Annotated in this window: 18 protein-coding genes and 1 tRNA gene; 3 read left to right on the top strand and 16 right to left on the bottom strand. The window is 39.6% G+C overall.

Annotated elements, in window-relative coordinates:
• The first annotated feature begins 5 nt into the window (after positions 1-5).
• Entirely contained in the window at positions 6-1,145 is a 1,140-nt protein-coding gene (locus FBB35_RS19870) for a peptidoglycan-binding protein (RefSeq protein WP_174711058.1), read from the top strand.
• 131 nt (positions 1,146-1,276) lie between these two features.
• Here the strand turns inward: FBB35_RS19870 and FBB35_RS19865 are convergent, their stop codons facing one another.
• The 4 genes from FBB35_RS19865 to lipA all read right to left on the bottom strand — a co-directional run bounded on the left by FBB35_RS19865 (position 1,277) and on the right by lipA (position 5,894).
• A complete protein-coding gene (locus tag FBB35_RS19865) occupies positions 1,277-1,732 on the bottom strand; it encodes a Fur family transcriptional regulator (protein WP_114080112.1) in 456 nt (151 codons plus the stop codon).
• Between the two features lie 432 nt (positions 1,733-2,164).
• Positions 2,165-3,415 (bottom strand): RNA polymerase sigma factor SigC, encoded by a 1,251-nt coding sequence (sigC, locus tag FBB35_RS19860; RefSeq protein ID WP_174711057.1) that lies wholly within the window; start codon positions 3,413-3,415, stop codon positions 2,165-2,167.
• Between the two features lie 616 nt (positions 3,416-4,031).
• Positions 4,032-4,961, bottom strand: a complete 930-nt coding sequence (locus FBB35_RS19855; protein WP_174711056.1) for an NAD(P)H-dependent glycerol-3-phosphate dehydrogenase — start codon at positions 4,959-4,961, stop codon at positions 4,032-4,034.
• Positions 4,962-5,021: 60 nt separating this feature from the next.
• Positions 5,022-5,894, bottom strand: coding sequence for a lipoyl synthase (gene lipA / locus FBB35_RS19850; protein WP_174711055.1), 873 nt, complete (start codon positions 5,892-5,894; stop codon positions 5,022-5,024).
• Positions 5,895-6,032: 138 nt separating this feature from the next.
• Here lipA and FBB35_RS19845 point away from each other — a divergent pair.
• Positions 6,033-6,106 (top strand) — tRNA-Pro (locus tag FBB35_RS19845).
• Positions 6,107-6,158: 52 nt separating this feature from the next.
• Here the strand turns inward: FBB35_RS19845 and FBB35_RS19840 are convergent.
• The gene (locus FBB35_RS19840; RefSeq protein ID WP_174711054.1) at positions 6,159-6,311 is read right to left on the bottom strand and encodes a hypothetical protein; all 153 of its coding nucleotides are present in this window, start codon (positions 6,309-6,311) and stop codon (positions 6,159-6,161) included.
• Between the two features lie 25 nt (positions 6,312-6,336).
• On the opposite strand from FBB35_RS19840, the gene FBB35_RS35535 reads away from it, so the two are divergent.
• Positions 6,337-6,462 carry a hypothetical protein gene (locus tag FBB35_RS35535; RefSeq protein ID WP_217481740.1) on the top strand — a complete coding sequence of 42 codons (126 nt, stop codon included), beginning with the start codon at positions 6,337-6,339 and terminating at the stop codon, positions 6,460-6,462.
• A 153-nt stretch (positions 6,463-6,615) separates the two neighbouring features.
• On the opposite strand, the gene FBB35_RS19830 is transcribed toward FBB35_RS35535, so the two are convergent.
• The 11 genes from FBB35_RS19830 to FBB35_RS19780 form a co-directional block, all read right to left on the bottom strand.
• The gene (locus tag FBB35_RS19830) at positions 6,616-8,610 is read right to left on the bottom strand and encodes an ABC transporter ATP-binding protein/permease (protein ID WP_174711053.1); all 1,995 of its coding nucleotides are present in this window, start codon (positions 8,608-8,610) and stop codon (positions 6,616-6,618) included.
• Positions 8,611-8,842: 232 nt separating this feature from the next.
• Positions 8,843-10,216 (bottom strand): MFS transporter, encoded by a 1,374-nt coding sequence (locus FBB35_RS19825; RefSeq protein ID WP_174711052.1) that lies wholly within the window; start codon positions 10,214-10,216, stop codon positions 8,843-8,845.
• A 35-nt stretch (positions 10,217-10,251) separates the two neighbouring features.
• Positions 10,252-14,991 carry a non-ribosomal peptide synthetase gene (locus FBB35_RS19820; protein ID WP_174711051.1) on the bottom strand — a complete coding sequence of 1,580 codons (4,740 nt, stop codon included), beginning with the start codon at positions 14,989-14,991 and terminating at the stop codon, positions 10,252-10,254.
• Positions 14,992-15,108: 117 nt separating this feature from the next.
• The gene (locus FBB35_RS19815) at positions 15,109-16,440 is read right to left on the bottom strand and encodes an MBOAT family protein (RefSeq protein WP_174711050.1); all 1,332 of its coding nucleotides are present in this window, start codon (positions 16,438-16,440) and stop codon (positions 15,109-15,111) included.
• 241 nt (positions 16,441-16,681) lie between these two features.
• The gene (locus FBB35_RS19810; RefSeq protein ID WP_174711049.1) at positions 16,682-17,815 is read right to left on the bottom strand and encodes a hypothetical protein; all 1,134 of its coding nucleotides are present in this window, start codon (positions 17,813-17,815) and stop codon (positions 16,682-16,684) included.
• 9 nt (positions 17,816-17,824) lie between these two features.
• Positions 17,825-18,325 (bottom strand): GtrA family protein, encoded by a 501-nt coding sequence (locus FBB35_RS19805; protein ID WP_174711048.1) that lies wholly within the window; start codon positions 18,323-18,325, stop codon positions 17,825-17,827.
• A 15-nt stretch (positions 18,326-18,340) separates the two neighbouring features.
• Entirely contained in the window at positions 18,341-19,975 is a 1,635-nt protein-coding gene (locus tag FBB35_RS19800) for a glycosyltransferase family 39 protein (protein WP_174711047.1), read from the bottom strand.
• A 21-nt stretch (positions 19,976-19,996) separates the two neighbouring features.
• The gene (locus FBB35_RS19795; RefSeq protein ID WP_174711046.1) at positions 19,997-20,932 is read right to left on the bottom strand and encodes an isopenicillin N synthase family oxygenase; all 936 of its coding nucleotides are present in this window, start codon (positions 20,930-20,932) and stop codon (positions 19,997-19,999) included.
• Between the two features lie 16 nt (positions 20,933-20,948).
• On the bottom strand, positions 20,949-22,742 hold the full coding sequence (locus FBB35_RS19790; protein ID WP_174711045.1) for an ABC transporter substrate-binding protein: 1,794 nt from the start codon (positions 22,740-22,742) through the stop codon (positions 20,949-20,951).
• 22 nt (positions 22,743-22,764) lie between these two features.
• Entirely contained in the window at positions 22,765-23,931 is a 1,167-nt protein-coding gene (locus tag FBB35_RS19785) for an aldo/keto reductase (protein WP_174713714.1), read from the bottom strand.
• A 29-nt stretch (positions 23,932-23,960) separates the two neighbouring features.
• Entirely contained in the window at positions 23,961-24,977 is a 1,017-nt protein-coding gene (locus FBB35_RS19780) for a fatty acid desaturase (RefSeq protein WP_174711044.1), read from the bottom strand.
• Between the last annotated feature and the right edge of the window lie 37 nt (positions 24,978-25,014).

The following is a 25,014-nucleotide window of genomic DNA, read 5'->3' as shown; positions in this document are numbered from 1 at the left end:
CAAATATGGAAAATCTTGCGTATTTGCACCTAGCTTTCGCCTACGAAGACAGCACACCCAGTGAATTGGTATCCCTCAGTTCTTTGTTTAACAAAGCAGCTGCACCAGACTGGAAACGGCTTTCTGGTAGGGCTTGGAAGTATATGTTGCCCCTTGCTCTGTCCTTATCTATTCTTGGCGCTGTCAGCAGCGTTATAGCACTGGAAAAAGGCGATCAAGGCCCCTCTGTTAGAAATCTCCAACAAAAGTTGAGAACAGCAGGTTTTTACCAAGCTTCTGTTACCCAAGTATATGACGCATCCACACAAGAGGCTGTGCGCCGCTTCCAAAAAGCCGCCGGTTTACCAGTAGACGGCATTGTTGGAGCAAGCACACTGCAAAAATTAGAAAACTGGCAAGCTAAAAAGCCCAGTACTACGACAACACAAGCAAAAAAAGCCACTGTTGTCAGTACACAAGCTAAAAAGCCCAGCACTTCTAGTTCGGTTCGTTCAGCCACCAACCAACGCCGTAATCCTAACTACCTTGCTAAGGGTGATGAAGGTGAAGATGTCAGAGCCTTGCAAGAACGCTTAAGAATCGCAGGCTTTTATTATGGGAACGCCACAGGAATATTTGGCCCAATTACCGAAGAATCTGTAAAGCGGTTCCAAGATTCTTACAAATTAAGCGTTGATGGAATTGCTGGCCCCGCAACATTGCGTAAATTGCCAGGAATTGGCATTGGCGATGGAGAAGAGGCTCCCAAAAAGGTAGTCAATCGAGATAAACTCCGTGTAGGCGATCGCGGTGAGTCAGTTAGAGTTATCCAAGAACAATTGATCCAGGCAGGATATTTAGAGGGAGAGCCAAATGGCTACTATGGCCCCTACACTGCCGATGCTGTACGAAGATTCCAGGCAGCTAACTTCTTGGCAGCAAGTGGCGTTGCTGGCCCAACTACGCGAGCTAAGTTATATAGCTCAGTTAATACTGCTAAAAAAAGCGAATTTAATACCCTGGAAATCCAAACGCGACTACGGGAGCGGGGTTTTTATAAAGGCAAGCTGAACGGTGTAATGGCAGATGACACCAAAAAAGCAATTAAACAAGCCCAAGAATTCTACGGCATCAGCCTCAAGGATCTTAAGAGCGGACGCTTTTAACATCCGCTTTGGTGTTGTTAGTATCAGTTCCCAACTCGTTGCTAGCCTCTAGTAACAGCAAATTACGAACTTCTCAAAATTCCACTTATTTAGTTAATTTGAGTAGTTTCGTCTGATTATTCACCCAAGTGCTAAAGCGGCATCAGCGCCCGTTGGCACTTGGGACACACAGCATGGATTGTCATTTGACAATCAAGCAGGTGGAAACCTTCTTTTTGAGCGGTTTTCGATCCAATTTTTAAAATTGAATCATTTTTAAACTCAATAGTTGAGTTGCATCTAACACAAATCAAGTGATGGTGATGATGAGGATAAGGCTGGTTGATCTCATAATGCTTATGTCCTTCACCCAGTTCTAATTCCCGTAAAATTCCCATCCTGGCCATCAACTTCAAAGTCCGATAAATAGTTGACAGACTGATCCCTTCACCATCAGTTTCTAACCGATGATAAAGATCCTCCGCACTTAGATGTTCACCTTGCGGAAGTTCTTGAAAAATGTGTAAAATTGTTTCGCGCTGGGGAGTTAATCGCCAGCCTCGCCCGTTCAGTTCTGCCTTGAGTGAAGTAGTTGTGTAGACAGTCATACTAATATTTCTCAACAAAGCTTGTTAGTTGAGAATATAACAAATCTTGGGAGCAATTTGCAACAATCATTGCCTATTGAGAATTTATGCTAAATATTTAAGAACAATTCATTAAATCTCAATCAAAATTCAAATAATAAGCTGTATTGCATTTAATTTGCATACAGTTAATAGTTAGGATACTTGTAACGATTGCATCCCTTGACTTTAAATTTTGTATGAGTGAATTTTGAATTGTTTAACCGATCCCCACCTTTAAGATATCTGAGCAAAGCTCTGTAGGAACTCTTATACAATTAAATGCAAATTACTTGCTATAAGCCTCTAAAAGGCTTTCAACCTGTGATCAAATCAGTCTTTTGTCCCTAGTCATTTGTCAAGTGTAGTTTTCTAATGACAAATGACTAATGACAAATGACTCTCGATCATTGACTAACTTAGAGATTCCAAATAATCGCGGATCAGGTTGCGACGCTTAGGTTGGCGTAGCTTTTGCAAAGCCTTTGATTCTATTTGTCGAACTCGTTCGCGCGATAAGTCGAGAGCGCGGCCAATTTCTGCTAAAGAATAAGGATGACCATCTGCCAAACCAAACCGCATCAAAATTACATCGCGTTCCCGACTAGTTAAATCTGACAGAAGATGATGCAAGTCTCTTTGTAAAGATTCTCGCATTAACATTTCTTCTGGGGTTACACAGTCAGTTTCTAGTAATTCGCCTAACTCAGTGTCTTTATCCTTGCCTACTTTGGTTTCCAAAGAAACAGAGCGAGGAACCCGTAACAAAACTTCTCGGACCTGGGTCGGTGTCATCTCTAACTCAGTTGCTAAATCTTCTAGAGTTGGGGTGCGACCTTTTTCTTGAGCAATTTTGCGTTGAGCCTTTTTGATTTTGTTTAACTTTTCGGTAATATGAACCGGTAGACGGATAGTGCGACTAGAAGTTGCGATCGCTCTTGTAATTCCCTGACGAATCCACCAGTAAGCATAAGTACTGAAGCGATAACCCTTAGTGGGGTCAAATTTTTCTACAGCCCGCTCCAAACCTAGTGTCCCTTCTTGGACTAAATCCAACAATTCCAAACCACGATTTTGATACTTCTTAGCAACAGACACAACTAGGCGAAGATTAGCCTTAATCATGTGTTCTTTTGCTTGCAATCCTTGGGACTGAACTTGCTCTAACTCTTCTACAGTCAACTTGGCAATTTCTGCCCAGCGACGTTTGCCTTCTGCCAAAGTCGGTCTGAGATCGGATAACATTATGTCAGCAGTAGCAGCCCACCTTTCTAAAGACGGGCGATGTCCTAGTTCTGAGGTCAAACGTTCCTGAACTTCAATTAACCTTAGATAGGGTGTAATCACTTCATCTCCAAGCTTTGCGGCGTTAGCAAGTACTATCCGCATCCGCAAGTAACGTTGGACTTTTTGAGCTTCTGAAACCTCTTCATCTCGCCCCAACAAGCGAACCCGACCAATTTCTTGGAGGTATAGGCGTACCAGGTCTGTACTCCGGCGGTTAGTGCTAGCAGCAAAGTTAGCATTGTCAGCAGAAGCCAGTTCTAGCTCCTGCAAATCATCTACCGATAACTCGCTTTCATCAACCGTGAGATCCGAGTCCAAAGCCTGGCGAGACTTTTTGGTGTTGTAGGGTGCGTCTGCATAAAAAGATGTTGCTGGCATAAGATCGTCTCAATGGCTCCAGGTAACAATAGATTACGGTCAGCTTAGATTACGGTCAGCTATTCAACTGTTGCTATTGTTCCCGCGATTAACGATGAACTAACATAGTTGAAGGTTCCATTACAATTTTTTTTAGAAATTAACTGTAATGGTTTTATTGGATACAGTATTACTGGACTTAATCGGCTGCTAAATTTTTGATTTAACCAATAGCTATTTAAATCGGCAGCTAGGCTTTCAATATTTCAACTACTTAGTTAACATTTCAACCTTAGTGGGTTGTGATAGTAACTTTTGTAACACAGTATAAACATCCTTCAGTGAATGTCATCTTTATAATTGGCATAGTCACATTTACATGGTTACAAAAGTAATATCCTGACGATTTAGCAATTTTTTCTCAGGATTATTTAGGTATAAGTAGAACTGATAGATATTGGGGAAGTGATTAGTATTAACGGCAAAAAATCTATCGATACGGAGATAGAAAATGCGGGGAAGTTATAAAATACTCTCTCCATGTCCTGCTAACACGTCAATTTCAATGTGGTCAGATCCCCGACTTCTTAAAAAAGCCGGGGATCTTGTAACCCAGCAAAGTTAACTTGACAGACTACTAATAGTTGTATTCTGGCTTAATATCTCGCAGCATCAGTTCATCAAGCGCTTGTCGGGGTGTGATTTCTCCCTGAAGTAACCGATAAACTTGCTCAGTAATTGGAACTGGAATGTTTTGTTGCTTGGCTCTTTGCATCAAAACTTGGCAAGTGTTCACTCCTTCGGCTGTTCCTTGTAAATTTGCAAGAGTTTCTTTAAGTGTCTTACCACCAGCTAGCTGGTAGCCGACTTGGTAATTGCGACTTAAGGGACTGTTGCACGTTGCTAACAAGTCTCCAAGACCCGATAAACCATAAAATGTTTCCGTCTTTGCACCCCAGTCGTTACCGATGCGAACCATTTCTGTAAGTCCACGGGTGACTAAAGCAGCTTTGGCATTGGTTCCTAGATGTAAACCATCGCACACACCAGCTGCGATCGCAATCACATTTTTTAGCGTTCCCCCCAGTTCCACTCCCAAGGGGTCAGGATTGGTATATACCCGGAAACGATGAGAAGAAAATACTAACTGCACTACTTCCGCAGCCCTGGGAATATTACTGGCTACCACAGTTGCAGCTGGTAACTCTAGTTGAATTTCTTTAGATAAATTAGGTCCAGACAAAACAACCACTGCATGGTTAGGGAATACTGTTTGCCAAATTTGCGACGGCGTGCAAGTGGTTTGGGGATCTAAGCCTTTGGTCGCCGTCACAAAAATCGTCTCTGGAGAAAGGAGGAAAGACTGCACTTGGGAAGCAACATCTCTCACACCAATCATTGAGATAGCGGATAGGATTATTTGGGCATCTTCTAACACTGTTTGGAGAGTTTGGGAACCTTGACGCGACCACACGCGCACCTGATGACCATTCGCTGCGGCGAGATTTGCCAGAGATGCACCCCAAGCACCCGCACCAAGAATTGCTACAGATTTTGAATTAGTCATTAATCACCATTCTCCCCATTACCCAATCACCCCATTCTCTTAGCAATCTAAAATCTAAAATTAGCTCCGAGGATAACGTTCCATTAATTCCCTTACTTGTTCTGCATGATATGAGCTTCTTGTCAACGGAGAAGAAACAATTTGTAAAAATCCAATTTCTTCGCCGAATGCCTTCCAAGCAGCGAATTGTTCTGGATTGATAAATTCATTTACTTGTAAATGTTTTTGACTAGGTTGGAGGTATTGCCCAATTGTCAAAATGTCGCAATCTACGGTTCGTAAGTCTTGCATGACTTGGCGAATTTCGGCATCAGTTTCACCGAGTCCAACCATGATCCCGGATTTTGTGTATGTGCTAGGAGAAAGTTGGCGAGTTCGCTGTAATAATTCTAATGTGCGATCGTAGTTTCCTTGGGGACGCACCCGGCGATACAGGCGTGGAACAGTTTCGGTATTGTGGTTTAATACCTCTGGCGCAGCTTGTAGAATCAACTCTAAAGCATTCCAATTACCGCACAAGTCAGGAATTAGCACCTCAATTGTGGTGTTAGGTGAAACAGAGTGAACCGCATCAATACACGCTACAAACTGAGATGCACCACCATCAAACAAGTCATCTCGATTTACAGAAGTGATTACTACATGATTAAGGTTCATGCGGCGAACAGCTTCCGCTAGTCGTGCAGGTTCCGTGGGATCTAGTGGTTTCGGTTTTTTCTCAAAATCAATATCGCAGTAGGGGCAAGCGCGTGTACAAGCCGGGCCCATAATTAAAAACGTAGCAGTCCCAGCATTGAAGCATTCACCAATATTCGGACAGGACGCTTCCTCACAAACTGTATTGAGAGATAAATCCCGTAAAATGTCTTTAACATTACCGATGCGCTCACGCCCAGGTGCTTTTACCCGCAACCAGTCTGGTTTTACAGTCACAATCCGCTTTTACCACTAGAGTTATACAAATTTAATCGTAGCAAGCAAAGCCTTGGGTGAAGCGATCGTATATATAGATGTAATTCTGTCATTTGGCACGGGTTATGATATTCTTAATTTACAATGCCATCTTTATGGCGGGATGTGGCGCAGCTTGGTAGCGCACTTCGTTCGGGACGAAGGGGCCGCTGGTTCGAATCCAGTCATCCCGATTTTGTTTTGTTGAGCTTCCTTGTAACCAGGACATTTCTTCTCTGCTCTGGATTAAATTTCACTACTGATTTGCTCACGCAGCTCGCGGCGTTCTGGGATAACTATGCTACCTGCTTGATAGTTTTTGGCGATCGCAATAATTTCATCAGCCAATAATCTATCCACATATTGCCTTAACTCTGACTCACCAAAGGAGTTTGGCACATTCTGTTTCTGAGCTACAGATTGAATTTGGGCAATTGCCTTTCACCCCAACGGGCAAAACCTTGTTAGTGGCAGTCAAGATGAGACAATTAAGCTGTGGGATGTCGAAACAGGTGAGTGTTTGCAAACTTTGCGATCGCCCCGCCCTTAAGAAGATATGAACATTGCAGGCATTACAGGGTTAACCGCAGTCCAAAAAGCGACTCTAAAAGCGCTGGGAGCAGGGGATTATCTGACTCTATTTGATAGCTAAGTAAAAAGTTATCTTTTTGGGTGCGACCTAAACTCTAAAATTGTCAAACAGCTAAACTCTCAGCCACTTCAACACAATTGGGTTCTTGTCATAGCGGTACGTCAAGCCGTCCTTAGTAGTAATAGAATCTCCTTTGCTTGCCTTACTTCTGATAGTGCTAATGGAATAATTAGTTAATTCACTTATTTCCTTATGAGAAAGCTTTTCACTTGTGATTGTTTTTGTTAATATTTGTGATTGATTTTGCGACTCATTATTAGGCGTGCTTTGAATATTTATTGTTTTTTGATTTCGATAATCCTGAACAGTCATAAGTTGCCAACTGGAATCTTGTGCAAGTTCTAAAACCCATTCATGATAATTAAAGAGACTCTCCCGATGTCCAACACTGATAAAAGTTGTTTTTGTTTCTTGTAATTGTTGATATAAATCACCTTCGTTTTTCAAATCCAAAGCACTCGTTGCTTCATCTAAGATAGTGAAGCTCGGATGAGTAACTAACAATCGTGCAAAAGCAAGGCGTTGTTGTTCTCCCAACGATAGGATATTCTCCCAAGGAACTTCTGCATCAAAGCCGCCAACTTTTTTCACCACGTTTTGGAGGTTAACTTGTTGCAAAACATCTTCGAGTTCTCGATCGCTCACTTGACGATTTGTCTGCGGATAGAGCAATTGTTCGCGTAAAGTTCCCAAAATGATATAAGGACGTTGGGGCAAAAACAATACTTCTTCTAGAGGAGGTCGCACCAGACGACCAGTTCCCGCATTCCACAAACCAGCGATCGCTCTCAACAGAGAACTTTTACCTCGACCACTCGGCCCAACAATCAATAAGCCTTCTCCTGGTTGAACAGAAAGTGACAAATCTTCAACGATCACCTGTTCATAGTTTGGCGTTTGTAAGGTGACATTCTCGAAAGCTAAACGGCTTTCTTCTATTGTTTTAATGGTACTGACATTATCTGATTGTTTGGTAACTGCTTCTAATGCATCTGAAAACTCAGATAAACGCTCAACATAACTGGAAAATCGTCCGGAATTCCCAAATTCTCTAATTAATGTTGCCATGGCCGAGGCAAACTGATTACAAGCTACACTGGCTTGGACAACTTCTCCGAAATCAGCTTGACCACTCATATATAAAGGTGCGAGTACCAGATATGGGAATATTTGGATAGCAGACTTATATGCTCCGTCAAAAAGTTCTTGATTGTTCTCCCAATTAATCTTGCGTTCGACATTTTTCAGGAGATTAATAAATCTTCGTTGAATTATATTAAATTCTTGGTTTTCGCCCTGAAAGAAAGCTATTGATTCAGCATGATTACGAACATGAGTCAGACAATAATTGTATTCTGCTTTCAGTTCTAGTTCTTCTTGATTAATTTTATTCAATTGTTGACCTAAGTAAATAGCAATCAAATTGCCTACGATCGTATAAACAACCAAAACAATTGCAATGAATTGGGAAATTGACCAAAGAATTACTAAAAAAGTCGTCATTTCCAGTACTTTTTCTAGGAAAGTAGCTGAAAAACTCAGAGCATTACTGGTAATGGGTTCGATTTCTTGGGATATTCGTTGATCTGGGTTATCAACATCGGATCTAAAGTTGATTTTATAATAAGCACGATTGCTCAAATATTTTGATAATGTGTGATTGTTTAACCATTTGTACCAATCAAGAGCGATTTTCTTTCTGACAAGTTTAGAAAATCCGTTTAAGAGTGTTATGCAGACAAGAGCAGCACCGAAAACTATTATCGTCTTAATAAAGTTAGGATAATCTTTCTCTTCAATGACATCGGTTATATAGCGAGTAACGAAGCTATTAAAAGCAGTTACGCCCACTAACGCGATTATTAATAAAACCAGGAGAATCAGCATCCCCCATACACGAATTACGTCTGAAAATGCTCTTTTACCGGACTCTGTTGGATACCAGTAAGGTTGAGCGATCGCTCTTATATCCTCCCAAAATTTATTCAAAGCCGGAAGAGAAGGATCGTTCTTTAATGATTGATCGCGAGAAACTTTGGTTGGCATATTTTAAAATAGACTGAATATCTTTTTTTGATTTAAATACAGAAAACTTTAACCGATTTAACAATACAGGATTTGATGTACATCATAAAATCTTGAATCTAAATACAAAATTTTTATGATTTATGAACTCAATTAGCAATTACCTATTTTAAAAAATAGAAAATTTCAAAAATAACATAATACTTGGAAAGTACTAGAGCTTTTAATCAATCACCACTATGCAACGCCAAATTTAGGATACCAAAGAAACTGCATCATTCTTGCTAGAAGGTGTATCAGCAGCGATTGCAACTGCATTACTAACATTAGGCAGTTCGTCTTCCACAAACCGTAGGCGAGGGTACAAGTAGGCAATACAGGTTTCTAAAATGGTGAAGACTCCCATAATCATCAGTAGAAGTCCCATCCCACGACCTGACCCAACACCGATGATTTGTCCGATGCTTCCTGCTAAAGAACCGTTAGTAGCCATTAATGGTTCAAAAACCTTCTCGGCTAAAGGCCCAATCGTGATGTAGCCTAAAGGAAAAGCGGCTGCTTCAATCGCTCCTTTGATCGCAAAAACTTTACCTTGTACACTAGGTTCTACTTTATTTTGCATAACAGCTTGTGTAGAACTGGAAACGACCGGTTGTGTTAGGAAAAATAAGAAGATACCAACAGTGAAAATGACAAGAGAGGGTTGCAAACCGGCGACGAGAATAAATACGCCACTCAAAAGCATACACCCGTATATGGCATATATATTGCGTTCTAGTCCTCCCCAGATGCTGACGAGCAAGCCACCTGCTACTATAGCAATGCCAAATAGCGAAAGAATAGTTCCCAAAAAGCTGACTGAAACGAAATTTAAGATTAGTGGGATAGTGATAACATTAATACCTCCCACAAGATAAAAACTCGAAGCTGAGAATAAGACTAGTCCCAATAGTCCTGGTCGAGTGGTCAAATATGTTAATCCGTAAGTTGCTTCACTCAGGAATGAACTTTTTGCAGTTGCAACAGCACTTGTGTTAACTTCCGGGAACCGAACCAGCATCAGGGAAACAAAAGCAATAAATACAGCCGTTACGTGAAACAAAATAATCCCTTGCAAATGGACAATGGTTAGTAAAACGCCTCCGATAGTTGGTGCAATGATTAGGGAAATACCAAACATCAGACTCATTAGTCCGTTGGCACGATTAAGGTGCTGTTTCGGCACTAGTAAGACTGTTGATGCTGTATAAGCAGGTGTGTGAAAAGCCATGAAAACAGCAGTGAAGGTATTGGCTAGGTAAATGTGCCAGACTTCTAACCGACCGATGACAAATAAAACGCCGATCGCAATTGTTCCCAAACACGCCAAGACATCAGCGATAATCATTGTCTTTCGGCGATCCCACTTATCTACCAGAGGCCCAGCGATTGGGGAAATTAAGATTAGCGGTAGAGTATTGAACAGAGAAACTAAAGCAAACTGGGTAACTGATCCGGTGCGATCGTAAACCCAGATATCTAAGGCAAAGGCAGTGGTACTCGAACCAATCAAGGCAATCAACTGTCCTACCCAAACAATGATAAATAGCCGCATTTCCCGTAAAGCAGTCAGTCTTGTTTTTTCCATAATCTGTACGTCGTATGATTACTTGTTATGTGTACCTAAATTGCACGGCATTGAGAATTATGCTGCTGAAATAGTAAGGAAAGGTCAGTCAGACGGCATTCGGGATTAGTAATTAGCAGCTCAAGCAACACTAGAAACTGAGTTACCGCACGGCTAATAGTAGAAGCATCAAATAAATCAATTTTGTAGCACCATTTCCCTTCAATGCTTCCTAATATTGTTTGTTGAAGATAAATATCCCAATCAAACTCTGCTGTATTAGTTTCAATTGACCAGGAACGAACAGTCAAATTTGTCAGTTTTAAATCTGATGGAGGCAAAAAGTTAAACATCACTTGATATAGCAAAGAGTGGCTTGGTTCTCGTTTTGGCTGTAGTGATTCTACTAATTTCACGAAAGGAATTTGTTGGCGATCGCAAGCTGCCAAAAAACATCCACGCACCTGATACAGCAACTCTCTCAGACTTGGATCGCCCCCGATATATGTACGTATTGGTAGTGTGTTAATGAAGCATCCAATAAGTCCCTTAGTTTCCACTTGCTGGCGATTAGCAAAAGGAGTGCCCACGATAATATCTGACTGTCCGGTGTAATAGAACAGCACTATTTTGAAAGCTGTTAGCAGAGTCACGAATAGAGTTACATTGTGCTGTTGGCTCAAATTTTTCAGAGCATTTGTTAGGCTCTTAGGGATGATGAAAGTTTGACTTGCACCTTGAAAAGTTCGTACTGATAAGCGCGGGCGATCCGTAGGTAACTGTAGTAAAAGTGTGCTATTACCTAGTTGCTGCTTCCAGTAGTTAAGGTTAGACACGAAAGCAGAACGAGCAACCCACTGCTGTTGCCAATCGGCAAAGTCACCATATTGAATGGGCAAATCGGGAAGTGGTGAGGGCTGACCGTGACAAAATGCTTCGTATAATTTTGTTAGCTCCTGTAAAAACACACTTACAGACCAACCATCAAAAACTAGATGATGGATAGTTACTATGAGTAAATGCTCGGCATCAGAGAGCCGCAGCAGCTTGATGCGTAACAACGGGCTTTGTTCTAGATCGAAAGGCTGGTTTTTTTCCTCATTCACAAATCTTTGAGCTAGAGCCTTTCGCTCAGTTTTAGATTCAGAAAGTTTTCGCAAATCTACCGCCGAAAATGGCAATATGGGCTGTTGAGCAATTTTCTGAACCACTTGCCGATCGCAAATCGCAAAAGTAGTTCGCAAAGCTTCGTGACGACGGACAATTTCCACGAGGCTTTGCACCAGGGCAGTTATGTTGAGTAAACCTGTCAAGCGATAAGCCAGGGGAATATTGTAGACGGGAATACCCGGATGCAATTGAGCTAATATCCAAAACTCAAGTTGAGTCAAAGAGATTGGCAACTCTTTTGTGTTTCGAGATACTGGTTTGAGAGATGGGGTCAAGTCATTTTTACAAGAGGGCACAGGGGCACAGGGGGATGAGAGATTATTTCTCCCCTGCTCCCCTGCTCCCTTGCTCCCCTGCTCCCCTGCCTCTTTTTGGCGATATTCTGAAATCTGTTGTTCTAGCTCGACTACTGTCGGGTAATCAAACAGACAGCTTATAGGTAAGTCCACTTTGAAGGTTTCTCGCAACCGAGCAATGACTTGCATTGCTGATAAAGAATGCCCTCCTAATACAAAAAAGTTGTCATGGATACCAACTTGTTCCAGCCCTAAAACATCGCTCCAGATTTCTGCTAGAACCTCTTCAGTAGCAGTACGGGGTGGTATTAAGTCTGTAGAGATGTTACGTGTTTCCCGACTCAAAGGTGCTGGTAAAGCACGGCGTTCTATTTTACCACTGGGTGTTAGAGGTAGAGTATCCAGCAACTTTACAAAAGCAGAAGGTAGCATATATTCGGGTAGCTTTTGCTTGAGGTAATAAAGCAGTTCACTGGTGTCTAGGTGTTGTTTGGGGACAATGTAAGCGACTAGGCGCTTGTTCCCTGGTTGGTCAACCCTTGCGATAACTACTGCTTCTTTTACCTGCGGGTGTGCGACGAGTACAGTTTCAATTTCTCCCAGTTCAATGCGAAAACCCCGCACCTTCACTTGATTGTCAATTCGACCGAGAAATTCGATATTGCCATCAGGTAAATATCGAGCGCGATCGCCTGTTTTATACAAACGATTCCCGTCTTTTGCAAACGGGTTAGGAATGAATTTCTCAGCAGTCAATTCTGGGGAATTAATATAACTTCTGGCGATCGCCACGCCGCCAATATACAGTTCTCCGGGAACGCCAATTGGTAATGGTTGCAGATGGTGGTCAAGGATGTAGATTTGCGTATTTGCGATCGCTCGACCAATAGGTGGAAGTGGCGACCAACTGCTGGCAGCATCTTTTAATGTAAAACTTGTTACTACATGGCTCTCCGTTGGGCCATACTGATTTTGCAGCGTACAACCAGGAAGCTCGCGAAAAAAGTTGACTAAATCAGGAGTAATATGCAGCTGTTCTCCTGCCGTCATAATCTGGCGCAAAGATGCAGGATAGGATTTAGAAATAGAGGCAGCATTGGCTAACTGCTGAAGGGCGACGAAGGGCAAAAACAGTCTTTCTACCTTTTCTTGGGCAATTAATTGTAATAATACAAATCCATCCTTCTGTACTTCTTCGGTGATTAAAACTAAGGTTCCGCCGCTACACCAGGTAGAGAAGATTTCTTGAAAAGAGACATCGAAACTGATAGAAGCAAATTGCAAAGTTTTGGCACAGCTTAAAGCACTTTCGTTGATTTGCCAATGTAAAAGGTTCGCTAGAGAACGGTGACTCATGGCTACACCTTTGGGTTTGCCGGTTGAGCCAGAAGTATACATGACATAAGCCAAGTTCTCTGGTATCACTCCACTAACAGGATTTTCCTGGCTGTTTTGGCAAAAAATCTCCGATGTATCTAAGCAAACTACTGTTAAAGAAGTCGGAAGTAGAGTTTTGTAACGGGGATTTAGCTCCATGTTCTGCTCTGCTCCACAGCAGGTCATTTCCCCCTGCTCTCTGCTCCCTTCCCCCTGCCTCTTAGTTGATGAATCTGTCAGCAATATCGAGGCTTGAGAATCACTCAAAATATAAGTCAAACGTTCTTGGGGCGATCGCGGATCTAAGGGTACGTAAGTACCACCAGCTTTGAGGATTGCCAAAAGTCCTACAACCATCGATAAAGAACGCTCAACGCAAATCCCTATACGCACTTCTGGTTTTACACCAATTTTTTGCAGATGGTGCGCTAATTGGTTAGCCTGACAATTTAACTGTTGGTAAGTCAGTTGTTGAGATTGGAACGAGACTGCTACTGCATTCGGTGTTCGTTCCACTTGTTCTTCAAACAACTGAGCGATACATTTATTGGGATAATCTGTTTGGGTATCATTCCATACTAAAAGTTGACGCTGTTCGGCAGCAGTTAGCATGGGTATCTCTCCTACTCTCTGCTCGATATTTGTAACCATACCCTCTAACAAAGTTACAAGATGCCCCATCATCCGGTTAATGGTTTCCCCATCAAAGCGGCTACCATCATAAAGAATGCGTAGAGATAATTCTTGTCCTGGTACAGCGATGACTGTGAGCGGATAATTTGTTTGTTCAATAACTTGCCGTTTAGTAATTTGGATACTGCTACCTAGATTTGATAAAGACGTATCTTGTGGGTAGTTCTCAAACACCACAATAGTTTCAAACAAAGGTAATTCTGGGGTAATTTCACTAATAGCCTGAATTTCTACTAATGGAAACCAAGAATACTGCGATCGCTCCACCTGTTGAGTCTGCAATTCCCTCAGCCATTGCCATAAAGGAGTTGCTGTTGGTACTTTCACCCGTACTGGTAGAGTATTAATGAATAGTCCCACCATCGATTCCACCCCCGATAAAGTGGGAGGACGACCAGACACAGTTGCTCCAAATACTAGCTCAGACTCATCGGTGTAGCGACTAAGTAAAATTGCCCAAGCTGCTTGGACGAAAGTTGAAAGTGTCAGATGATACTGCTGTGCCTGGGACTGTAAAGCAGCGGTTATCGTTGCCGACAAACAGTAGTGCTGCTCGTGGTAAGTTTTTGACTGGGGAGAATTTTGCACCTCACCCCGATTTAATAACAACCGAGTAGGACTAGTAAAGCCATGAAGTTGTTGTCGCCAAAAAGTCTCTGCTGCTTTTAAATCTTGTTGCTGTAACCAATTAATATAATCTCGGTAAGGACGGGGAGTATTTAAATATAAGTATTTACCTCTAAGTAAAGCATTGTAAAAAGCAAAGACTTCTTTGCAGAGAATTGGCCAACTCCAGCCATCAATTAGCAAGTGATGAAAGCTCCAGACAAATTCGTAAATATCATCAGCAATTTGAATTAAGCTAAATCGCATGAGTGGAGCTTTATCAAGGACGAAGCCTTGGACTCGATCTGCTTGTAAGAAAGCTTCTAAGCGCTCTTGTTGTTCTTTTGCAGATAAGGAATGCCAATCATAGTTCTGCCAAGACAACTCTACTTGCTTACATACTACCTGGAGAGGCTTTTCCTGCTTTTCCCAAACCACAAGGGTACGCAAAACTGGGTGACGCTTCATTACTCGCACACAGGCCTGCTGAAGCAGTGTAATATCTAAATTGCCAGAGAGCGTGATACAAAACTGCTCAAGATACACCCCTGATTCTGGCTCATATAGAGTATGAAAAAGCATACCCTGCTGCATAGGAGAAAGAGGGTAAATAGATTCAATATTTTTCTTTTTAATTATTTGCAGCTTGCTCATAATTCGTAATTTGTAACTAAGAAACTACCTATCTTCTCTCTTCCTCTGTGTTCTTTGCGCCTCTGCGGTTCGTTAAAAAATTAACTACTCTTTTAACAGTAAAAGAATAATCAAACACTAAAACTGAAAGTAAACAAAGGGCTGAGGATTGATTGCTGTCAGCCGAAATATTGCTGAAACTAACACCCCAAAGCAAACAGCAAAACTCCAACTAGGAATTTTACGCCACCAATCGGCAAACCAACCCTTATAAGCCGCCCAGTGGAGCATAATTAAAGGTGCAAAAGTCCATGCAACTTGGATATTTAAGTTTTCAGAGCCAAGAGAAGTCAAGAATAAAAATGATTTTTCTACTTGTATAGCGCTACTAAGATCGTTACTCCGAAAGAAGATGGCAGATGCACAAAACCAATACATTGTTAGGGGGATACCTAGCAGCTTTCTCAATGGTAGCAATCCTTTATAGGGAGCAATCCGAGATAACCATTGCTTGTGAACAATTAAAGCGATTCCATTTAATCCACCCCAAATTACAAAATGCCAAGCAGCTCCATGCCAGAGTCCTGATAGAAGCATTAAAATGAGAAGATTTTTATACCCAAACAGTTCTGTTCGTTCAGCTTTTGGCCGCTTTTTCATTAAAGGAAAATAGACATAATCTCGCAACCAACTGTAGAGGGTAATGTGCCAACGTTGCCATAACTCAGTGATATTACCGGAAAGGTAGGGGAAATTAAAGTTCAGAGGTAGTTTGTATCCAAGTAAACCGGCAGAAGCGATCGCCATATCTGAATAACCAGAAAAGTCGCAGTATATCTGGATGACGAAAGAAATAACAGCAATCCAACAACTCAAGAAAGTATAATTTTCTGGATTCGTGAAATACTGTTCTATTAAAGGAGAAAGATTATCCGAAATGCAGGCTTTCTTGAAATACCCTACGAAAAAAAGCATTAAACACCCCTGAAAATCAACCTCATTTAAGCTTTTTGGGGTTAGTAGTTGAGGCAAAAAAGTAGATGCACGGACGATAGGCCCTGCAACCAGTTGAGGGAAAAAAGTTACAAATAGAGAAAAATCCCAAAAATTTCTCACAGGTTTGAGTTTACCTAGATAGATATCAAGGGAATAACTCAGAGTTTGAAACGTGTAAAAGCTAATACCTGCTGGCAGAATAATGTTAAGGGTTGTCAGGCTTATAGGTAAACCCAAAAAACTTAATAAGTTGGCAGCAGACTCAGTGAAAAAGTTATAGTACTTAAAAAACCCTAATATTCCTAAATTTGCTACTAAACTAAGTATCAACCATGCTTGACGCTGCTGTTGATTCTGTGGCTTATTCAGCAAGGCATCCCAATTCCATAAATTTGGAGTTTTTGCTTTTTCTATTACCTCATTGCTGGGAATTTCCTGTTGTAGTAAATCACTAACCTGTGGTCTAGATAGCATTAAACCGACAAAGTAATCAATGACTGTCGATAACAAGAGCAAAAAAAGGAAGCGCCAATCCCAAGCACTATAAAAGATATAACTACAGATTAGCAACCACAACTTACGATGATTATGTTTCTGCAAAGCCCAATAGATGCAGAAAACAATCACGAAGAAAAATACAAATCGAAATTCTGTGAATACCATCTTTATTTACATTGAGCTAATGATTATGTGATAGAAACTGGCTATTCAAATTTTATCTATTTGCAACTTTTTGCCCTGAATTATTTAAATATTCATTAAACTTTGATGCCAGTGAAAGTGTGAATTCTTGAGCGCCTTGGTGATTGAGATGTGCGCTATCAATCCTACGATTTAATTCATATAAATTAGTAAAAACATTGACATTATTAAAAGCAAACAAAGTATCTATGTATCCTGAATCGTATGCTTTGTAAAGAGCAGAGTAGTTAGAATCAGCCTCTAGAAGTGGAGGAATAAAAAATATAGCTTCAAGTTTCTTGTTATTAATCTGCTGCTGTTTTTCAATTTGGGAAGAAATATTTTCCATCATTTTCACTCCATATATTGTAGATGTCTTCTTAAATGTATTTTCTAAATTTAAATTTGCTAATTTCGTTTGTTCATTTTTGAGATTTTTTAGATAAGTATCCAAACCATTTGTTCGGAATAGAGTCTGCCATTTTTCAGCTTTTTTTTGCCAATCTATTGCGTAGTATCCAGATTCTTGTAATAGTCTATCCTCGGATACTTTTGCTAATGGATCTGCATTTGATAAATCTAAATTTAATATTCTTTCCTGCCAGAAAGTAGAAAGCTGACCAAGACCTAGCCATCGATAGATAAAGCTTTGAAAGTTAGCGTATATATATGGAACTTTTACTTGCCAGTTATCGATTGATGATTCCCAAATTAATTGAAAATTTTCTATGGTTTTACGAGGAGTATGCCAGTATATCTCCTGAGCGGAAGTAGAACCAAAGTTGGTAAATAAGTCAACTGAACAGTCTAAAAATATCCACTTTAAGTTTGCTGGCTTTAAATCTAGAATTTTTTGTAAGTAAAAATCTAGTTCTGATACGTTTGCGCCTGCGATACCAAAGTTGAAAGATTTGACACTCTTACCCTCTTTTGTCATGTATTCATCAAATACTTTCGGGACTACGCCAAAGTAAGTAGTACTTGGCCCCAAAAAGATAGCGTTGTAATCATCTTTATGTTCAGTAAAATATTGCCATTTAACGCCAATTTCACCAAGATTTTGGATAGTCTTAGAATAAGGTAGAACTGTATTTAATAATCCAGAAGAAAAAAATATAGTAATTAGAAAAATTAAACTATACCCAAACATCACAAGTGGTCTTAACATAATTTTTTCTTAAATATCTACAAGTACATCTACTTTTACTTCTGTCTTTGTTAATTGCCAGTTCATCTTCAGGTTGAGCCAGAAATTCCAAAGTGTCACACAAGCGATCGCTACCAATTTAGCTATGTATTCATTCACTTGGAATTGATAAAATAGCCAATTCACAATTAGGCTATTGAAAATAAGCCCAACTAAACAAATGAGATTAAACTTGACAAACCGTTGTAACTTTTGACTGATTTTTTGTTGGAAAGACACATCACCAAATGTCCATAAATCATTCCATAGAAAATTATTAATAATTGCTATTTCTGTGGAAAGCATTGCACTCAAAGTTAACGCCAAATATAATGATCTATGTAAAAAATAGAATGATCCCAAGTCTACAAATACTCCACTCAAACCAACTACCGCAAAGCGAATAAACCGACTAAAAAGCGCTGAATGAAGGTAAAAGTAGACTTTATCTCTCAGTAAAATAATATTCAAATAGTCAAGATATTGCTTCATTCCGTTTCTACTCTCTTAATGTTTTTTATCGAGTTGCCAAAATCCTTCAAGTGGGTAGACTAATTTCAGTAAATTAGTCTTATCATTTTCAAGTTGATGAGCTAAACTATTTTCTAGATCGTCAACAAAAAAAATAGATTTATAATCTTTAGCTATTATTGGTAACTGGTCGTTTTGGATTGTAACTAACCCAATTTTTGGCTTTAAATTATGACTTAATGTGAGGATAACTCCCAAGTTATAATCATTTTTGTTATTTATTAATAAAATATTATTAGATTGATTAATACGTTGACTCATTGCTAGCAAATTCTTGCCGCCTATTTGTGGCCACCAAGTTTCAGACTGAAAAAATCTAACATCAGAAACTAGCCCAGAGATGAGTAACCCTACCACAATGACTTGCCAAAGGTTTTTCTGCCAGTTTTTCGCCAAGAAAAGATGGAAAGCTAAAATATACACTACAGCAATTTGGATGCTGAGGTATAACGGTAACTGATAGCGAAAATGAATAGAGCGAATTCCTCCAAAAGCTAGGTCGTAGAAAAGCAATGTTAACCCTGGAAATCCCCCTAATGAAGCAATAAATAAACTAGTATTAGTTGAGAGATAATTACTGAAGAAAATGATAATATAAATAATTAAAAATAAACTACATATTATCGTAGGAATACTATAAAATAAAGGGCTTTCCGCAGGTAAATTATTGACCCAAGCATCATCAGAAGCCAAATTAAAATCAAAAAATATTCTGCTAATCCGACTGAGCCAAATCCCAATTAGGTCGAAAGGACTATCTGTTTTAAATGCGATCCATGACAAGAGATTTGTTGCTGTATGAATCTGGGTAATGATTACCATTAGCCAGGGTAAAAACATCAAGCAAGCTGCTATGGAACTCAGTAAATAATTACGCAGGGTTTTGTTAAAGCGAAACTGTTGCCTAATAACCACATATATGCAATGAGCGATCGCAACCATTGCCGTTAATAGATGGGTGTAGAATCCCAAGGCTAAAGTGAGAGTATATACAGCCCAACTCAAGTAACTTTCTCGGCGAATGGCTCGCAATAAAGCAGCACTTGATACTAGAATCGTCACCATCCATAAACCGTATTCTCGTGCATCTTGGGCAAAGAAAATCTGCAACGGAGAAATCGCCATTACAGCCATTCCCACCCACCCAACTAGTGCTGATTCAAACAACTCTAAACACAGCCAATACACACTAGGAAACACCAACAGACTAATTACTGCTGATAAACTCCTAACTGCGGCAGGGAAATCTCCAAAGACTTGCGCCCATAATCTCACCATCACATAATACAAAGGTGGATGTTGTGGGTCTGAAGTTATTAAGTAGCGAACTGTATCAGCCACAGTTCGATCTGGGTTAATGTGTTGATATTTGTCTAAAGTGATAACAGGAATTAAGCCGTCATTATTGCTCCAATTGCTAAAAATCTCTTGTTTAACCTCGGCTAGCGTATGACCAGATATTGTCAGCGATGTCGCAAATTCGTCATACCAATACACTTTTTGTCCCAAATGGGTAAAGCGAAAGAAAATACCTAACCCAATCAGGCTAATTACCAAAATTTTTAACCAAGTTGGAGGTTTTGACTTTGCTAGCAATTGTAGTTTGTCCATTTATTGAATCTAAATTAGTAGCTATCCTTTTGGCTGCTTGAAATATTCTTGTGCAAGAATTGGTGGATACTTAGGCACTTCATCTATATCTAAGCAAGTCTTAATAGAGTTAATTTGAGCATCGTAATTAGGCCCTGTAAAAAAGGCGCACGAGTATCTTTGTTTAGCACTGTGAGATTGAGTTGGGACTATAACTCGATGTCGTGTAGCGCAAAATTTATCGTTTGTCCATCGCTGCATTAAATCTGCAACCAATATGATAATCGCGTCAGGAACGAAGGGCGCTACAACCCATTCTCCAGCATTTGTATATACTTCTAAACCTTCTGAATCTTGAAATAAAAATGTGAGAGTACCTATGTCTGTATGTTCTGCCAGATAAACTTTTCCTAGTTCTGGAGGCTGATATATAGATGGGTAGTGATGCAAAACTATGCCGTGATTTTGCTCTGAATATAAATTTGTAAAATAATCTTTTGGCAATCTCAGAGAAATAGCCAAAGCCTGGAATACTTTCAAGGCGCTTTCGTGACAACCAGCGAAAAATTCCATCATTACTTCATGAAACTGAGTAGGATTTTTAGGCCATTTATTTGGTTCAAAGAAAGGATCTTCAATCTCACCAACTTCGTCAAGAGTAATTTCTTTGCCAAAATGAAAGCCTTCAGTCATTAGTTCATTGGCGTTGTGTTTATCTTCACTTTTTTTAAAATTATGATATCCGCGAAGATTCCGATCTGGAAAGAAAGATACTTGTTCTTTTTCATGCTCCGGTAGTGCAAAAAAGGACTCGGTTTGTGAAAAGACTTGAGCGATTAGAGTCTGAGAAATACCATAATTTTTCAGGTAGAAACATCCGACCTCATGAATAGCAAGAGAAATTTGTGTAGCAACAGCTTCTTTTGCGGTTGAGTCACCTATAAGAAAAGGATTGAAATCAATGATAGGAATTTGCATACAAACGATATCCTCTTTAGTTAATCTCAGTCAGTTTCAAGTCGTAAGAGTTCCAAAATGTTCCTAGTAGGGGAGAGTGTTCAATACCTTGAATACGGTTTCGTACTGCCACCATTGAGAAAGGGTTAACTAGATAAATAAATGGCAGATACTCCTGAGTAATTTGTTGAGTTTCTACATACATAGCTTTACGCTTTGCTTCATCCACTTCAGAGGCTGCCTGAATGTATAAATTACCAATTTTTCGTTCCCAATCTGCAACCTGTCGCCCTATTATCGGCGTTTGTCCTACTTGGGATTCTTGATTAAAAAAGTGCCAACCAGCTTCAGTCAACCAAACATTAGCCCAATCATTTGGTTCTTGACCGACAGCAACCTCAAGTAATTGACACTCCCAATCGAAAGTTTGAGTCAATTTATTGATGAAAATGCTAGCAGCTACGGGATTAAAATCAACAGTTATGCCAAGGTTACTCAAGTTTTTTTTTATGTGTACTCCCATCGCCTGCAATGCATTATTGGTACTATTCGTCATTAGGCTAAAGCGGACAATATTGCCTTGCTCGTCTAATAGCTGACCTTGATTGTTGTATTTAAAGCCTGCTTTTAGAAGTAATTTTTTCGCTTTTTGAAGATTGTATTCATAAACAGTTTGGACAGGATAATAATACTTGCTCTGTACAGCAATGGGTGAATTTTGCAGTTTACCCAACCCCTTATAAATATTGTTGAGTATTTGTTGGCGATCAATTCCATAGGCAACTGCTTGTCTAAATTCCACTGTATTGAACCAACAAGATTTTATGGGATCGACCAGTGGTTGACCATTCCTACTGCCTTGATTGAGATTAAAAGTAATAGCAGTTGATCCAACAAAAAGACCGCCATTATAGATAGTAAACTTTCCTTTCTCTTCTTCATATTTTAATAACGAAAAATAATCAGTATTAACATTGATGTAATCCAACCCTCCAGAACGGAATTGAATTAAAGAAGTATCTTGACTAGGAATAATTTGCCCAATTACACGCTCGATATATGGTTGTGAATTGCCTTGAGTATCTTTGCGCCAGTAGTAAGGATTTTTGCGGAAAACTATTCGCTGGCTCGGAGTATAAGATTCTATTGTATAAGGCCCGTTAACAATAATATTTTCTGGGGGAGTATCAGTTCCCCAAGTAGACATAAATTTAGGGCTGCCTTCCTGGTCTTTTGTTTTGACACTTTCCCGAAAAATATGGGCTGGTAAAATTTCTAGTTTTGTAGCCCGAATAAATGGAGCAAATGGTTCAGGTAATGTAAATTCAACTCGCAAATTATCAAGCTTTCGCACAGTAGGGAAGGTACGATTTTTACCAATTATGAAGAAGTCTTTAGCGTAAGTAGGAATGTCTGGATTACGGTAAATTTCATTGTAGGTAAAAATGATATCTTCAGCCGTTAGTGGTTTCCCATCTGACCATTTTAGACCTTTTCTTAGGATATAAATTACTTGTTTATTATCTTTGGAAGTTTGCCACGATTTAGCTAGATTAGGTTCAATTTCTCCACGAGCATTTTCTTTAACTAGCCCTTCATAAGTATAGTTTAAAATATAAGCCGATTCTACGATTAAAGCTGGATTGAAAGTTGTGGGTTCAGTTGGGAAAGGGACAATAATTTCAGATGTTGGTGTAGCTTGGATTTTTAAGGTAATTTGATGATAGATAATTATGGCGATCGCAGTTACAAAAGCCAGCAAAATTACTAGCCAACGATGGCGAATTAAAGTATATTTTTTATTAATTTTTAATAACTTATAATTTAACATCGTGGAAACACTCCGCAATTTATTATTGACTAGGTTGAGATAGCAACCTATGAGCATCTTCTAATAAAGCTGGTATTTTGTCAGCATGGGGACTATGACGCAGACAATCACTTAGATCAAATTGTCTAACTCGTTCTGCTGTGAAACCAGGGAACCAAGGATCGGCAGTATTTAAGTGGTTGTAACGCCTTGTGGCATATTCAAACATATCAAAAGCGATCGCTAAATTTCGCAACCATAAAATAACTGGAATGTTAATCTCACCAGGAGTTTGGGGATATCTGGGTAAACCAGTGTGCCAAGTGCGATACCAGTCTTGTCCTAATGTGGCGATCGCTGCTTTCTCTAAACGGTTTAAAATTGGTGGTAGAATTTCATCCGCCCGATCTAAAAGTTCTATAACCTTCAAGTGTTCGTCAAAATCTGATGGTTTAGATGCGCCCAAACTGAGAGTATGTACTTGAGGATGACTCAAACAAAACAGATCGTTAAACACCATCGGGCTGAGAGGATGGCACAAATCTACTAACTTTTGTGGAGGCTTATAAAGCATACCGCCTTTATCTGATGGGCTAATGATAAATACACCCATGTCATGATGTTTGGCGGCTTCAATGGCGGGCCAATTGAATTGATTAATGTAGTACCAGTGGAGATTGACATAATCAAATTGATTGGTTTCAATGGTTTTGATAATTAAGTCCGTTGGAGCGTGGGTAGAAAAGCCAATAAACTTTACCTTACCCTGAGCTTGCAACTGTCGCGCTACATCAAGACAGCCATTGGGACGAATACTATCTTCCAGATGTTGGTAATTATTAATGCCATGCAGTGTTAATAAGTCAATGTAATCTAGCTTTAATAAAGCCAAAGATTTTTCACATAAATTGCGAAAGTCTTCAGAGTCCGATGTAGGAATAACCTTAGTCTGGACAAGAATTTTTTCTCTAGGCAACTTAGGTAAAATCGCTCCTAATTGCATCTCAGAAGTCCCATACATTCGGGCAGTTTCGATGTGATTGATGCCAACTTCTAAAGAACGGCGAATAGTGGCTTTTAGATTCCGTTGATTTTTATCGGGAATTTTATCTTGAGTAAGTTCTTCAGATTCAGTATAGATGTAGCGCATTCCGCCACAGGAAAAGACTGGCATTGGCAATTCTGTACGCCCGAATCTACGATATTGCATCATAAATGTATTTTGATTGGAGCGATTAATTAATGACTTTTTGCCGAAATCAAGCCCTGCATTACTTTAAGATGAAACATCAAGTATGATTTTTCAATATGCTGAAGGTGATGTTGAATTAACTCATGTATCTTGGAGTAGTTACACGGTGGCATACTTGGGTAGAGATGATGCTCTACATGGTAATTATTATTCCAGTAATAAAACCTAATTATCGGGTTAGAAATCATTGTTCGCGTATCATTCCATAGGTTGTGATTTAAGTCAGACTCACAGCCATAATGATCTGTAATACTGAAAATAAACCCGAATGGAGAAGCAAAAGTTGCTAATGGTATCCAGTAGCCAAAGAATAAAATCCCAGGAAAAATTATGGTTAATCCTACCATTAATACAAACCAACCCAATAGTAGCCAATTATTTTGTAAGACAAATTGGCGTTGTTCCAGTGTTTTAAAATAGCTCAAATAAAAGTTAGCTGGTAAGGCTGATTCCTCTTCGTTATGTGTTTTCAAAGAATCTAAATATAAATCTTTGGTTATTAACCACCAATTTTTCCATGCTGCGAGAGGATAAAAATATGTCAAGGCAAAGAGATAAGTATTAATATTAGGAAATGTTTGCCAAGCTGAGGTATCTCCTACGATTTTACCTTTGATTTTTGCTTCTCGATGATGTCCAATATGAATATATTTGTGAAAGGAAAAGTTCATCAATAATACTAATGATAAGAAAGTTCCCATGAATCGGTTAGTATTTTTTGACTTATACAAACTATAGTGAGAGCAATAATGTATTGCCGCAAAAAAACAGACAAACAAAAATCCTTGAACCAACCAGACTAATAACCACACTGCCCAGTTATTCAACCAGAAACCAATAGCTGAGAGGATGAAATATGTACTGATGACAACAAATGTTTGAACAATCGGTCTAAATGTAGGAATTTCATGCAATAGACGCAGTTCTTCGTTAGATATTTGAGTAACTTCTCTAATACTAGGTCTGGCATTATCAATTATTTCATTGTTCTTTGTAATTTCCATGTTGTTCACCTCTATGTTGACAATAACAATTGACAAA

It is taken from the genome of Nostoc sp. TCL240-02 (assembly GCF_013343235.1).
Lineage (GTDB): Bacteria > Cyanobacteriota > Cyanobacteriia > Cyanobacteriales > Nostocaceae > Nostoc.
The sequence above is the reverse complement of the archived record's forward strand: the minus strand, read 5'-3'. Positions and strand labels throughout refer to the sequence as shown.